Source organism: Streptomyces sp. Root1310, assembly GCF_001426425.1.
GTDB lineage: Bacteria > Actinomycetota > Actinomycetes > Streptomycetales > Streptomycetaceae > Streptomyces.
Map to the genome: position 1 here is coordinate 592,824 of NZ_LMEQ01000023.1, position 15,269 is coordinate 608,092.

6 protein-coding genes are annotated in these 15,269 nt (G+C 75.6%); all 6 read left to right on the plus strand.

Features of this window, described 5'->3' with window-relative positions; genetic code table 11:
* Positions 1 to 265 precede the first annotated feature (265 nt).
* From ASD48_RS26695 to ASD48_RS26720, 6 genes are read left to right on the plus strand one after another with little or no spacing between them, the layout of a single operon-like run.
* Positions 266 to 7,318: a type I polyketide synthase gene (locus tag ASD48_RS26695; RefSeq protein ID WP_057604243.1), complete on the plus strand. Its 7,053-nt coding sequence runs from the start codon at positions 266 to 268 to the stop codon at positions 7,316 to 7,318.
* 8 nt (positions 7,319 to 7,326) lie between these two features.
* Positions 7,327 to 11,871 (plus strand): type I polyketide synthase, encoded by a 4,545-nt coding sequence (locus ASD48_RS26700; RefSeq protein ID WP_063887501.1) that lies wholly within the window; start codon positions 7,327 to 7,329, stop codon positions 11,869 to 11,871.
* Complete coding sequence (locus ASD48_RS26705; RefSeq protein ID WP_057604244.1) at positions 11,868 to 12,194, plus strand: acyl carrier protein; 327 nt, start codon at positions 11,868 to 11,870, stop codon at positions 12,192 to 12,194. The genes ASD48_RS26700 and ASD48_RS26705 overlap by 4 nt, the downstream gene beginning before the upstream one ends.
* 3 nt (positions 12,195 to 12,197) lie before the next feature.
* On the plus strand, positions 12,198 to 13,013 hold the full coding sequence (locus ASD48_RS26710; RefSeq protein ID WP_057604245.1) for an alpha/beta hydrolase: 816 nt from the start codon (positions 12,198 to 12,200) through the stop codon (positions 13,011 to 13,013).
* Positions 13,010 to 14,185 carry a glycosyltransferase gene (locus ASD48_RS26715; protein ID WP_057604246.1) on the plus strand — a complete coding sequence of 392 codons (1,176 nt, stop codon included), beginning with the start codon at positions 13,010 to 13,012 and terminating at the stop codon, positions 14,183 to 14,185. The genes ASD48_RS26710 and ASD48_RS26715 overlap by 4 nt, the downstream gene beginning before the upstream one ends.
* The gene (locus ASD48_RS26720; protein WP_199875964.1) at positions 14,182 to 15,249 is read left to right on the plus strand and encodes a class I SAM-dependent methyltransferase; all 1,068 of its coding nucleotides are present in this window, start codon (positions 14,182 to 14,184) and stop codon (positions 15,247 to 15,249) included. The genes ASD48_RS26715 and ASD48_RS26720 overlap by 4 nt, the downstream gene beginning before the upstream one ends.
* Positions 15,250 to 15,269 lie beyond the last annotated feature (20 nt).

The following is a 15,269-nucleotide window of genomic DNA, read 5'->3' on the forward strand; positions in this document are numbered from 1 at the left end:
GTGAACGAGGCCGGGCCCGAAAGGAATTCATCCGATTTCCTACGCCCTGGCCGTCCGCCCGTGACTGACCGAATCATTGCGGCTGGATACCGCCCGATCGTTCGAACGTTGACCAGTGAGTAATAAGCGCACTACCTTTCAACGCGTTTCGAGCACGCGCTTTAGAACGGCGTTCCGCGGTGGACCCTGCCCGCGGGAATCCGGTGAGCCGCCATTGCTGTCCCGAACCCCCCACCGTGCAGTCTCACCCTTGATTCGGAGAATCATGACGTCTGCTGTGCGTTCCGAGGACATGATCATCGGCATCACTCCTTTCGGCGAACCCGATGCCGGGCTCGCCCTGGCGATCGACCGGGCCGGCGGGCTCGGCGTACTCGACCTGGGATCCGGTGACCGAAGAGCCCGCGAGGCCCTGTCCCGCCTGCGCCGCGCCTCCCCGGGCGCCTTCGCGGTCCGGGTCGGCGCACACTGCCGGCTCACCCCCGCCGACCTCGAACCCGACGGCCCGCACACGCTGGTCCTCACTGCGGACACCGACGGGGCGTCCTGGCCGGTCGAAGGCCTTTCGGCTCGCTACCGCGTGCTGGTCGAGGTCACCGACCTGGCGGGCGCGCGCGACGCGTTACGTGCCGGGGCGCACGGCCTGATCGCCCGCGGCGCCGAGAGCGGGGGGCGTATCGGTGAACTGAGCACCTTCGTCCTGCTCCAGCAGCTCCTCGCCGCGCCCGAGGTGGCCGCCCCGGTGTGGGCGTGCGGCGGCATCGGCCCGCGCACCGCCGCCGCCGCGGTGGCCGGCGGAGCGGCAGGCGTCGTGCTGGACAGCCAGCTCGCGCTGCTCGCCGAGTCCGCGCTGCCCGAACCCGCCGCCGCGGCACTGCGCACCCTGGACGGCTCGGAGACCGTCGTCCTCGCCGGACACCGGGTCCTGCTGCGGCGCGGCCCCGACGCCCCGCGGCTCCCGCTCGACGCGGGACCGCAGGCGGTGGCGGCGCTGCTGGGCGCGCAGGATCCGCGCGGACAACTGCTCCCGGTGGGCCAGGACGGCTTCCTCGCCGCGCGGTTCGCGGAGCGCTGGGGTGACGTGCGGCGGACCCTGCGGGCGGTGCGGGACGCGGTCCTGGACGCCTTACGCGACGACACGGCCGTACGGGCCCTGCGGGCCGGGTCACCGATGAGCCGGGCGCTCGGCACCCGGCTCCCCCTCGCCCAGGGGCCGATGACGAGGGTGAGCGACGGGGCTCCGTTCGCCGCGGCGGTGGCGGCCGACGGGGCACTGCCCTTCCTCGCCCTGGCGCTGGCGGACGGCGCGCGGACCCGGGCCATGCTCGCCGAGACCCGGGACGCGGTGGCCGGCCGGCCCTGGGGGGTGGGCGTGCTCGGCTTCGCGCCGGAGGACGTGCGCGCCGCACAGCTGGAGGCCGTACGGGAGCTGCGGCCGACGCACGCGATCATCGCGGGCGGCCGGCCGTCCCAGGCGCAGGCGCTGGAGCGGGACGGCATCCGGACCTTCCTGCACGTGCCGTCGCCGGGACTGCTGCGACAGTTCCTGGAGGCCGGGGCCCGCCGGTTCGTGTTCGAGGGCTCCGAGTGCGGTGGCCACGTCGGACCGCGCGCCAGTTTCGCGCTCTGGGAGGCCCAACTGGCGGTCCTGGAGGACTGGTCGCAGGGTCACCGGGCCGAGGAGGTCGAGGTGCTCTTCGCGGGCGGCGTCCACGACGAACGGTCGGCGGCGATGGTCGCCGCGCTCGCCGCGCCGCTGACCGCGCGCGGAGCGGCCGTCGGCCTGCTGATGGGCACCGCGTACCTGTTCACCGAAGAGGCCGTCTCCTGCGGCGCGATCCGGCCGCTCTTCCAGCGGCAGGTCATGGCGGCCGAGCGCACCACGCTCCTGGAGTCGGCGCCGGGACACGCCACCCGGTGCGTGCCGAGCCCGTTCGCCGCCGGGTACCGCGACGAGGAGGCCCGGCTGCGGGCCGAGGGCGCCGGGGACCGACGGATCTGGGAGTCCCTGGAGCGGCTCAACGTCGGCCGGCTGCGCATCGCCAGCAAGGGCGTGACCCGGGACACCGACGGCTCCCTCACCCCCGTCGACGAGCAACGCCAGCTCGCCGAGGGGATGTTCATGGCCGGGGCGGTGGCCGTGCTGCGCTCGACGACCACCACGGTCGCCGCGCTGCACGAGTCGGTGACCACCGGCGCGATCGGGCATCTCGCCCGGCGGGCAGCCGAGTGGGGCCGGGAGGAGACGGTCCGGGAGCCGGCCGCCCCGGCCCCGCTCGACATCGCCGTCGTCGGCATGGCGTGCATGTTCCCGCAGGCACCCGACCTGCCCACCTTCTGGGCGAACGTGGTCGGCGGGGTGGACGCGGTGGGCGAGGTCCCGGCCGACCGCTGGGACCCGGCCGTCCACCACGGCGAGTCGACCCCGTCCAAGTGGGGCGGCTTCCTGCCCCGCATCCCCTTCGACCCCCTGCGGTACGGCATCCCGCCCGCCTCGCTCGGCAGCGTCGAGCCGGTGCAGCTGCTGTCCCTGGAGGCGGCCCGGCGCGCCCTGGAGGACGCCGGATACGGGGAAGGAGAGCGGGCGTTCGACCGCTCCCGCACCTCGGTGGTGTTCGGCGCGGAGGCGGGCAGCGACCTGTCGAACGCGGCCACCCTGAGGGCGGTCCTGCCCTCGTACTACGGCGGCGTCCCGGCGGGTCTGGACGACCAGCTCCCGCAGCTCACCGAGGACTCCTTCCCCGGCATGCTCGCCAACGTGATCTCCGGGCGGATCGCCAACCGGCTCGACCTCGGCGGCGCGAACTACACCGTCGACGCCGCCTGCGCCTCCTCGCTGGCCGCGGTGGACGTCGCCTGCAAGGAACTCGTCGGCGGCACCTCCGACGTGGTGCTCTGCGGCGGCGCCGACCTGCACAACGGCATCAACGACTACGTCCTCTTCTCCTCCGTGCACGCCCTGTCGCCGACCGGCCGCTCCCGCGCCTTCGACGGTTCGGCCGACGGCATCGCACTCGGCGAGGGCGTGGCCTGCGTCGTCCTGAAGCGGCTCGCGGACGCCGAACGCGACGGCGACCGCATCTACGGTGTGATCAAGGGCCTCGGCTCCTCCAGCGACGGCCGCTCCCTCGGGCTCACCGCGCCCCGGCCCGAGGGCCAGCGCTCCGCCCTGGAACGCGCCTACCGCAACGCGGGGGTCTCCCCGGCCGACGTCGGTCTCGTGGAGGCGCACGGCACCGGGACGGTGGTGGGCGACCGCACCGAACTGCGCATCCTCGGCGAGGTGTTCGGCGAGGCCGGGGCGGCGCCGGGCAGCTGCGCGATCGGCTCGGTCAAGTCGCAGATCGGGCACACCAAGTGCGCCGCCGGACTCGCCGGGCTGATCAAGACGGTGCTCGCCCTGCACACCGGTGTCCGGCCGCCCACGCTGCACGTCGAGGCCCCCAACGCCGCCTGGGACCGGGAGAGCAGCCCCTTCGCCTTCCACGCACGCGCCCGGCCCTGGGCGGCGCCTCCCGAGGAACGCCTCGCCGGGGTCAGCGCGTTCGGCTTCGGCGGCACCAACTTCCATGTGGTGCTGAGCGCCCACGCCGGCGGCGTGCCGCCGGTACGGGGCGCGGACGCCTGGCCGGCCGAACTGTTCGTCTTCCGTGGACGGGACGCCGCCGCGGCCGGCCGCGCGGCGGACGAACTCCTCAGGGCCGCGGAGGCTGAGGGCCGGCCGTGGCGGCTGCGGGACCTGGCGCTCGGCGCCGCCCGGCGGTCCGACGCGAGCGGGGAACCGGCGCAGGTCGCCGTCGTGGCGACGGACGTGGACGACCTGGTCGGCAAGTTGCGACGGGTGTCGGCCGATCCGGCCGAGCACGACCCGGCACGGGGGATCCACCGGGCCGGACCGGACGACCCCGGGGACGCCAAGGTCGCCTTCCTCTTCCCCGGCCAGGGGAGCCAGCGCACCGGCATGCTCGCGGACCTGTTCGTCACCTTCCCCGAGCTGCGGCCCTATCTGGAACTGGGACGCGCCCACGCCGACACCCTGTACCCGCCGGCCGCCTTCGACGACGCGGAACACGACCGTCAGCAGGCCGCGCTGACCGACACCCGGGTGGCCCAGCCGGCCCTCGGCGTCGCCGGGCTCGCCGCGCACGCCGTGCTCACCGCGGCCGGGGTACGGCCGGACATGGCGGCGGGACACAGCTACGGCGAGCTGGTCGCCCTCTGCGCGGCGGGGGCGCTGAGCCCCGAGACACTGCTGGAGCTGAGCGCGGAACGGGCGACGGCGATCCTCGAAGCCGCCGGTGCGGCCGGGGCTGTCGGGTCCACCGGGCCCGCCGGGTCCACCGCGTCCGCCAGGGCAGGCGGGTCCGCCGGGGCAGCCGGTGGTGATCCCGGCGCCATGGCCGCCGTCGCGGCCGGTGCCGACAAGGTGGCGCGGGCCCTGGAGGCGGTGCGGGCGCCGGAGTCCGTGGTCGTCGCCAACCGCAACTCGCCCGAGCAGACGGTGATCTCGGGCCCCACGGACGCCGTCGCCGACACCGTACGGCTGCTGCGCGAGGCCGGTGTCGGGGCCAAGCGGATCCCCGTGGCCTGCGCCTTCCACAGCCCGCTGGTCGCCGGTGCCGCCGACCGCTTCGCCGAGGCACTCGCGGCCCGGCCGGTGCACGCGCCCGAGTTCCCGGTGTGGTCCAACCGCACGGCCGCCCCCTACCCCGCCGACGCGGACGGGGTACGCACCGAACTCGCCGCCCAGATCGCCGCCCCGGTCTCCTTCGCCGAGCAGATCGAGGCGATGTACGCGGCGGGCGCCCGGGTCTTCGTCGAGGCCGGCCCCGGGTCGGTGCTGACCCGCCTGGTCGGACAGATCCTCGGCGACCGTCCGCACCGCACGGTGGCGTGCGAGCCCCGCCCCGGCGGCGGACTGCACGGCTGGCTCGACGCGCTGGCCCGGCTCGCCGTCGCGGGCCTGCCGGTACGCGCCGGGTGGCTGCTGCGCGGCCGGGACGCGGTCGACGCGGTACGGACCCCCGTGCCGAAGCGGCCCGGCTGGACGGTCGACGGGCACCTGGTCCGCACCGCCGCCGGCGCCCTCCTTCCCGGTGCGCTCGCACCGGCCCGACGAGTCGTGGAACCCGAGAGGACCGTGGCGACTGTGCCGACGAACCCCCCGCACGGCGTCCCGTCCGACCGGGACGCGCTGGTCTCCGAATTCCTGCGCACCAGCCGGGAGATGATCGCCGCCCAACGGGACGTGCTGCTCACCTACTTCGGGGCGACCGCGGGCGCGCCGCCCGCGGCGCCCGCTGCGCCCGCTGCGCCCGCTGCGGCGGTGCCGCAGGTGATCCATGCGGTGCCCGAACTCCCCACGACGCAACCGGCGGCGGCCGCCGCGACGGCGGAACCGGCCGGGGATTCCGCTCCGCCCCGCGCCACCGGGCCCGTCGACGTCCAGCAGGTCGTCCTGGAGATCATCAGCGAGCGCACCGGCTACCCCGTCGACATGATCGAGCCCGACCTCGACCTGGAGGCCGACCTCAGCATCGACTCCATCAAGCGGGCCGAGATCGCGGGCGAGCTGGCCCGCCGTCTGGGTGCCGGGGCGGGCGCGGACCTCGCGTCGATGGACGACGACGAGCTGGAGGAGCTGGCGAAGGCGCGTACGGCCGCCGCGGTGACCGACTGGCTGACCGCCCGGCTGGGCGGACCGGACGCCCCCGTGCCCACCGCCGGGCACGGCACGGCGCCGGGGGAGGCGACGGTGGCCGTGGCGGTACCGGCCACGGAGCCCGGGGCGCCCGGACAGGCGGTCCCACCGGAGGTGACCGGGGAACCGCCCCGCAGGCACGTGCTGCGGCCGGTACCGCTCGACGCCGGAACCGACGCCCCGGCCGCCCCCTCGGCCGCCCCGTCCGCCGTCCCCTCCGCCATGCTCTCCGGAACCCGCTGGATCCTCCTCGGGGAGGCACCCGAGGCGGCGGCCCGGCTGGTGTCCCACGGGGCCGACGTCGCCGTACGGGCGCGGGACCACGTCCTGGCCGAGGCGGACGGGCCGGTGGACGGCGTGCTGTACCTCGGTGCCCTCGACGGCGCGGGCGACGGCCCCGTCCTGCCGGACGCGTTCCCCGTCCTGAAGGCGGCCCTGGCCCGCGGCCCGCGCTGGCTGCTCGCCGTGCGGACCGCCGACGGCGGGACACCCGATCCCCGCACCGCCGGGCTGCGCGGCCTGTTCCGGACGGTGGCACGGGAGTATCCGGAGCTGGTCGCCCGGGTCGTCGACCTCTGTGACGCCTCGCCGTCCGCCGTCGCGGACGCCGTGGTCGCGGAGGCCGTCGCGCCGGACCGCACCCCGGTCGTCCTGCGGACGGCGGCCGGACGGCACGGCTTCGAGCTGGTGGAGGCGCCGCTCGGCGCGCTCGGCAGCACGGGCGCGGGACCCGCCGGGGACGGGGCCGCCGAGGCGGCGGCGCTCGGACTGGACCGGGACTCGGTGGTCCTGCTCACGGGCGGGGCGCGGGGCATCACCGCGCAGTTCGCCGCCACGCTCGCCCGGGCCGCCCGCTGCCGTCTGGAGCTGCTCGGCCGCACCCCCGCGCCGGACGGTCCCGAGGCCGCGGACACCGCCGCCGCCCGCACCCCGGCCGAGCTGCGGGCCGTGCTCGCCGCGCGCGGCGGCGGGAAGCCGTCGGAGATCAACCGTGCCGCCGAACTCCTGCTGGCCCAGCGGGAGATCACCGCGACCCTCGCCGAACTCACGGCGCTCGGCGGCCGGGCCCGCTACCGCTCCGTCGACTTCCGTGAACCCGGGGCGGTGCTCCAGGCGGTGAAGGAGATCCACGCCGAGCACGGCCGGCTGGACGGCGTGGTGCACGCAGCCGGGGTGATCGAGGACCGGCTCGTCGCGGAGAAGAGCGCCGAGTCCTTCCAGCGCGTCTACGGCACCAAGGCGACCGGCGCGGACGCCTTGCTCACCGCGCTGGAGGACCTGCCCGCCGCGCCCGCGTTCACCGTGCTGTTCGGCTCGATCTCGGCCGTTCTCGGCAACCGGGGCCAGGTGGACTACGCGGCCGCCAACGACGCGCTGGAGACGCTCGGCGCGGCCTTCGCCGCCCGTACCGGGCACCGTGCGGTGACCGTGCACTGGGGGCCGTGGGCACCCGCGGCCGGGCACGCCGGCATGGTGGGGGCGGAACTGGCCCGGGAGTACGCCCGGCGCGGCATCCGGCTGATCGATCCCGAGGAGGGCACCGCGGCGCTGCTGCGGGAGCTGGCCTGGGGCGAGGAGTCCGCCACGGCCGTCGTCCACACCGCCTCGGGCTGGTGACGGCGGCCATGGCCGCGCGTCACCGGCCGGTCGCCGTCGTCGGCATGGCGGTCCTGCTGCCGGGCGCCGCCGACCTGGACGCGTACTGGCGGAACCTGCGGGACGGCGTGGACGCGATCGGCGAGGTGCCCGAGGGGCGCTGGGACGCCGCGTACTACCGTCCCGGCACCGCCGCGGAACCGGCCGTCGCGGACCGGGTGTACGCGCGCCGGGGCGGGTTCGTGGACGGGCTCGCGGAGGTGGAGGTGACCCGGTTCGGGATCATGCCCCACTCGGTGGCCGGGACCGAGCCGGACCAGCTGATCGCCCTGCACGTGGCCTCGGCCGCCCTGGACGACGCGGGCGGCCCGGACCGGCTCCCCGACCGAGGGCGCGTCGGCGTCGTCCTCGGCCGGGGCGGCTATCTCGGTCCAGGCCTGGTCCGGCTCGACCAACGGGTCCGGACGGCCGGCCAACTCGTCCACACCCTCGGTGAGTTGCTGCCGGACCTGACAACCGACCAACTCGGCCGGGTACGGGCGGCGTTCACCGAGAGGCTCGGTCCGGACAGTCCCGAGTCCGCGATCGGTCTGGTGCCCAACCTGGCCGCCTCCCGGATCGCCAACCGGCTGGACCTGCGCGGCCCCGCGTACACCGTGGACGCGGCCTGCGCGTCCTCGCTCGTCGCCGTGGACCAGGCGGTGGGCGAACTCGGTTCCGGGCGCTGCGACCTGATGCTCGCGGGCGGCGTGCACCACTGCCACGACATCACGCTGTGGAGCGTCTTCTCCCAGCTCCGCGCCCTCTCCCCCAGCCAGCGCAGCCGCCCCTTCCACCGGGACGCCGACGGCATCCTGATCGGCGAGGGGACGGGTGTCGTCGTGCTCAAGCGGCTGGCCGACGCCGAGCGCGACGGCGACCGGATCTACGCGGTGATCCGGGGCACCGGGGTGGCCAGCGACGGCCGGGCCGCGGGGCTGGTCAACCCCGATCCGGGCGGTCAGGCACAGGCCGTCCGGCAGGCGTGGCGGGCCGCCGGGCTCGACCCGGCCGAGCCCGGTTCGATCGGTCTGCTGGAGGCGCACGGCACCGCGACCCCGGCGGGCGACGAGGCCGAACTGGCCACCCTCGCCGAGGTGTTCGGCCCCGGCGACGGTGAAGCGGTGCTGGGGTCGGTCAAGTCGATGATCGGGCACACCATGCCCGCCGCCGGGGTGGCCGGGCTCGTCAAGGCCGCGCTCGCCGTCCACCACGGCACGCTGCTCCCGACGCTGCACTGCGACGACCCGCACCCCGCCCTGGCCCGCACCCGGTTCCGCACCCTGGAGAAGGCGGCCGACTGGGAGACCACCGAGCGGCAGCCCGTGCGCCGGGCCGCCGTCAACGCGTTCGGATTCGGCGGGATCAACGCGCACGTGGTGCTGGAGGAGGCGCCCGGAACCCGCGGATCCCGCGCGTCCGGGACCCGCGGATCCCGCGCGGCCGCCCCGCCCCGTCCGGCCCTGGCGGTCACCGAACCCGAGCAGGTCCTGCTGCTCGCCGCCGACTCCCCCGCGCGTCTCGCCGCCCTTCTGGACGCCGACGACGCCGCCGTGCGGGCCGCCGGACTCGCGCCCTCGCATCCGCACCCGGACGCGGGACCGGCCCGTCTCGGCATCGTCGACCCGACCGCCAAGCGGCTCGCCCTGGCCCGCCGCGCGGTCGGCAAGCGGCGTGCCTGGCACGGCCGCAGCGACGTCTGGTTCCGGCCGAGCCCCCTGCTGGGCGCCGAAGGGGGTGGGCCCGCGTTCCTGTTCCCGGGCCTGGAGGGCGACTTCGCTCCGCAGGTCGACGACGTGGCCGCCCACTTCGGTCTGCCCGCCCCGTCCGTCGGCGGGGACCGGACCGGTGACGTGGGCCGTCACGGCTTCGGTGTGGTCGCCGTCGGCCGGCTGCTCGACGCCGCGCTGCGCCGCGGCGGGATCGTGCCGTCCGCGGTCGCAGGACACAGCGTGGGCGAGTGGACGGCGATGGCGACGGCCGGGCTGTACTCCGGGGACGAGGTCGACGCGTTCATGGCGGACTTCGACCCCGACTCGGTATCGGTTCCGGGGCTGGCCTTCGGGGCGATCGGCGCGTCCGCCGAGCGGGTCCTGGCCGCCCTGCGGGACGGCGGCCCGGCCACGGCGGGCGTGGTGCTCTCCCACGACAACGCGCCCGGCCAGTCGATGGTGTGCGGGCCGCAAGCGGCGGTGGAGGAGTTCGTACGGGCCTTCCGCGCCCAGGGTGTCCTCAGCCAGGTGCTGCCGTTCCGGTCGGGCTTCCACACACCGATGCTGGAACCGCATCTCGGCCCGATCAAGGAGGCCGCCGACCGGTTCCGGCTCCGTCCGCCGCACACCCCCCTCTGGTCGGGGACGACCGCAGCGCCCTTCCCCGAGGACGAGGCGGGGATACGGTCCCTTTTCGTCCGCCATCTGCTGGAGCCCGTCCGCTTCCGGCAGCTGACCGAGGCGCTGTACGCGTCCGGACACCGGGTGTACGTCCAGGTCGGCCCGGGTCAGCTCGGCTCGCTGGTCGGGGACACCCTGGGCGGCCGGGACCACCTGGTCGTGGCCGCCAACTCCCCCCACCGCACGGGCCTCGCCCAGCTCCGCCGGGTGGCCACCGCGCTGTGGACGGCGGGGGCGGCGGTGGCGCCCTCCCTGGAACCCTCCGTGGCGTCCTCCCCCGGGCCCTCCCCGACGTCCGCCGCGGCCGAGCGGACGGCTCGGCCGCCGGTGCGGCTGGATCTGGGCGGCGCCCTGGTGTCCCTCGCGCCGCAGCGGCTCACCGCCCTGCGGGCCGAGCTGCGCGCCCCGGTCCGTGCGGCGGGTCCCGCCGGCCCGTCGCCGCTGGACGCCCTGGCCGGGGACTCGCCGATGGCCGCCGAACTGTCCGCCCTGCTGCACGAGACGGCGGACACGGCGGCCGCCCTCATGACCGCGAGGGCCGGCGCCGTGGCGGCCGCACGGCCGACCGGCCCGTGGCACGGCAGCGTCCACGTCTCCCCCGACACCATGCCCTACCTGCTGGACCACTGCTTCTTCCCGCAGCGGCCCGGCTGGCCCGAGGTCGCCGACCGGTGGCCGGTCGTCCCGGCGACGACGATCGTGCGGCACATCGTGGACGCGGCGGCGGACGCGGCGCGGGACGCGGCCCCCGGCACGGTGCCGGTGGCCGTGCACGGCGCGCGGTTCGAGGAGTGGCTCACCGCCACCCCCGCCGTCGACGTGCCCGTGACCGTGACGGCCGAAGGTTCCGGCCGGCTGGCCGTGTCCTTCGGTCCCCGGGCCCGCGCCACCGTCGAACTGGCCGCCGCCCACCCACCGCCGCCCGCCCCGTGGCCCGTCGAACCCGTCACCGAGCGTGCCCCGGAGCACACCGCCGCCCAGCTCTACGACGAGCGCTGGATGTTCCACGGCCCGGCGTTCCAGGGCGTCACCGAGCTCACCGCGATCGGCGACCGCCACATCCGCGGGGTGATCACCACCCCGTACGCGCCCGGCGCCCTGCTGGACAACGTCGGCCAGATCCTCGGCTACTGGATCATGGCGACCCATGCCGAACGGACCGTCGTGTTCCCCGTCGGGATGCGGGAGATGCGCTTCCACGGACCGCATCCGGCGCCGGGGACCGAGGTGGGGTGCCTGGTGCGGATCACCTCGCTCACCGACGCCTTCCTGGAGGCCGACGTGCAGCTGACGGCCGGCGGCACGGTCTGGGCCGAGCTGTCCGGCTGGCAGGACCGCCGGTTCGACAACGACCCCAGGACCCGGCCCGTCGAGCGCTTCCCCGAGCGCCACACCCTGTCCGAGACCCGTCCGGGCGGCTGGCAGCTGCTGCACGAGCGGTGGCCGGACCTGGCGTCCCGCGAGCTGATCATGCGCAACTCGCTGGGTGGCGCGGAGCGTTCGCAGTACGCGCAGCACGCGCCGCGCGGGCGCCGTCAGTGGCTGCTGGGCCGGATCGCCGTGAAGGACGCGGTACGGCAGTGGCTGTGGGACCAGGGCGAGGGCCCGGTCTTCCCGGCCGAGCTGCGGGTCCACAACGACGAGGCCGGACGGCCGTACGTCACCGGCGTGCACGGACGCGTCCTGCCCGCGCTGGACGTCTCGCTGGCCCACTGCGCGGAGGCGGGCGTCGCGATCGTCCGGCCGCACACGCCGGGCCCCGGCCCGGGAATCGACATCGAGGAGGTCACCGACCGCACCCCGCAGACCCTCGCCGCCGCCCTCGGCGAGGACGAACTACGGCTGCTGCGAGACCTGTCGGCCGGCTCCGGCGACTCCGAGGCGCTGTGGTTCACCCGCTTCTGGGCGGCGAAGGAGGCCGTCGCCAAGGCGGAGGGCACCGGATTCGAGGGCCGGCCGAGGGACTTCACCGTGTTCGACGCGACACCGGCCGGCGACCGGCTGACCGTCGCGGGCCGCCTCGAACGGGCCTGGCCCGTGCACTGCGCACCGGCCGCCAACCCGCCCCGGCTGCCCGAACGTTCGTACGTGGTGGCCTGGACGACGGGACACCCGACCGCAGAGGAGTACGACGCCCGATGACACCCCCCACCCCCCACACCCCCGTCACCGCCGACGAGCGGTCCGTCCTGGCCGATCTCACCGGCATGCTCACGCGGCTCCTGGAGGACGAGTACGGGCTCGACGACATCGAGATCGACCTGCAGACCACCTTCAACCGGGACCTGGAGCTGGAGAGCATCGACCTCGTCACCCTGGCCGGCCTGCTCCAGGAGCGGTACGGCGACCGGGTCAACTTCGCCGAGTTCCTGGCCGGCATGGAGTTCGACGAGATCATCGAACTGACCGTCGGACGGCTCGTCGAGTACGTCGTGACGAGCCTGAAGGCCGCGGAGGCGAGCTGAGCCATGGCGATGGTCGACACCGGCACCGTCCGGTTGCACGTACAGCGGATCGGCCCCCGGCAGGGCCGGCCGGCCACCGCCACCGTGGTCCTGGTGCACGGTCTGCTGACCGACAGCCTGGCCAGCTACTACTTCACCGTCGCCCCGGCGTTCGCGGCCGCCGGCCTCGATGTCGTCATGTACGACCTGCGGGGCCACGGCCGCAGCGAGCGCCCCACCGCGGGCTACGCGCTGGACGACAACGTCGACGACCTGGAGGCACTGCTCGACCGGCTCGGGGTGAGCGGTCCGGTGCACCTGGTCGGCAACTCCTACGGCGGCACGATCGCGTTCGGCTACGCGGCCCGGCACCCCGAGCGGGCGGCCAGCGTCAGCCTCGTCGAGTCCGAACCGGCCACCGCCGCCTGGGCGGTGAAGCTCGGCGGGATCCTGGACCGGGTCGTGACCCAGCTCGCCCGGAACGAGTCCGACGCGATCGCCTGGATCACCGCGAACCGCGGTCACAACACGGCCCGCCTGGCCAAGGGCGCGGCCCGGCTCGCGCGGGAGACCTCCCTCGGCCGGGACATCCCGGCCAGTCGGGTACTGACGGACAATCAGATAGCGGCGGTGCGCTGCCCGGTGCTCGGACTGTACGGCGCCGACTCCGATCTGGCCGAACTGGCGCCCTGGCTCCGGGCGGTGCTGCCGGACTGCCGCACCGTGGTGATCCCGGGGCATGAGCACTCGGTCCTCGTGGAGGCCTCGGGGACGGTCGGCGGGCACATCCTGTCCCTCGTCGACGAGGCCGGTCGGGTGGCGGCGGAGGCGACGGGGTGAGCCGGTTCCTGTTCGTCGTACCGCCGTTGGTGGGTCACCTCAACCCGGCCGTAGGCGTCGCCGCCGAACTCACCGCACGCGGCCACCGGGTGGCGTGGGCCTGCGCCGATCCGGAGCTGGTCGGCCGGCTGGCGGGCCCCGGCGCCGGGACGGTGTTCCCCTGCGGCGGCGCGCCGCCGGGCGAGCGGCCCGCCGACCTGCGCGGTCCGCAGGCGCTGAAGTTCCTGTGGGAGTGGTACCTGCTGCCGCTCGCCGAGGCGATGGCGCCGGGGGTGCGGGCGGCCGTCGAGGCGTTCCGGCCGGACGTCGTGGTCGCCGACCAGCAGGCCTTCGCCGGCGCGCTGGTCGCGGAGCGGCTGGGCCTGCCGTGGGCGACCTCGGCGACCACCTCGGCCGAGTTCACGGATCCGCTGGCCGGGCTGCCCAAGGTCGGGGAGTGGCTCGACCGGCGCCTCGCCGGACTGCGGTCCGCGATCGGCGATCCGGCGGGCGACGCCGACCCCCGCTTCTCGCCACATCTCGTCCTCGCCTTCAGCACACCGGAGTTGGCGGGCGAGGCGCACGACGGGGTCCGCTGGGTGGGCCCGTCGGTCACGGCCCGGCCGTCCGCAGCCGGCTTCCCCTGGGAGTGGCTCGACGACGGCCGCGCCACCGTGCTGGTCACGCTCGGCACCGCGAACACCGACGTCGGAGGACGCTTCCTCGAGGTCTGCCGGGATGTGCTGCGGGAGCGGGCGGACCGGGTGCAGGGCGTGATCGTCGACCCGGGCCGCACGCTGCAGCCGCGGGGCGAGGACAAGGACCTGCTGATCCTGCCGTCGGTGCCTCAACTCGCCCTGCTGGAAAGGCTGGAGAAGGCATCCGGCGCGGTTCTCTGCCATGCCGGGCACAACACCGTGTGCGAGGCCCTGTGGCACGGCGTTCCCCTGGTCGTGGCCCCGATCCGCGACGACCAGCCGGTCGTGGCCGGGCAGGTCACCGACGCGGGAGCGGGCCTGCGGGTGCGGTTCGGCCGGGTCACCGTGCGACAGCTGGGCGCGGCGCTCGACTCCGTGCTGGACGAACCCGGATACCGCGCCGCCGCCGACCGGATCCGTACGGCGTTCCGCGCCGCGGGCGGTTCGTCCACCGCCGCCACCCATCTCGAAGACCTGGCCCGGGAGTTCGGATGACCGAGGAGAACAGGACCGCCGAGCGGATCGCCGAGGCGCGTCCCGCCTACCGGGCGGACATCGCCGCCGGCCTGGACCGCTTCTTCGAGCCCCGCCGCACCAACTGCCCGTGGTGCGGCTCGGCGGCGCTCACCACCCGGCTGCGCACCACCGACCTGCTCCAGCACAAGCCGGGCCGCTTCGTCCTGGACCGCTGCGAGAGCTGCGGGCACACCTTCCAGAACCCGCGGCTGACCGCCGAGGGCCTGGAGTTCTACTACCGGGACTTCTACGACGGGCTGGGCGAGAAGAAGCTCGGGGACACCTTCGGGGGCCGGACGAAGATGTACCGGGGGCGGGCCGGGTCGATGCTGCCGCACGATCCCGCGCCGAAGACCTGGCTGGACGTCGGCACCGGGCACGGTCACTTCTGCGCGGCCGCCCGGGAGGTGCTGCCCGGGACGACGTTCGACGGGCTGGACTTCACCGACGGCGTCGAACTCGCCGAGCGGGAGGGCCGGGTGGCGCACGGCTACCGGGGCGCGTTCCCGGAGCTGGCGCCCGGGCTCGCCGCCCGTTACGACGTGGTGAGCATGTTCCACTACCTGGAGCACAGCACCGACCCCGACCGGGAACTGCGCGCCGCGCACGAGACGGTGCGCCCCGGCGGCCATCTCCTCATCGAGGTGCCGGACCCCGAGAGCCGCTACGCGCGGCTGCTGGGCCGCTGGTGGCTGCCCTGGCTCCAGCCGCAGCATCTGCACTTCGTGCCGGTGGCCAATCTGCGGGAACGGCTCACGCTGCTGGGCTTCACGGTACTGGCGGAGCAGCACGCCGAGCCGCACGACCCGGTCGACCTGCTGGCCGCCGTCTGGCTGGCGCTGGACCACGCGGCGCCGCGCGACGACGCGCCGTGGCTGCCCGAGCCGCCGGGCGCGCTGCGCCGCACGCTGCGCGCCGCGATGCTGGTCGCCGGGATCCCGGCACTGATCGTGGGCACCCTGCTCGATCGGTTCGCGGTGCGTCCGCTCTCGCACCGGCTCGGTGTGTCCAACGCGTACCGGATCGTGGCCCGGCGGGACTGAGGGACCGGTGCGCGCGCGGG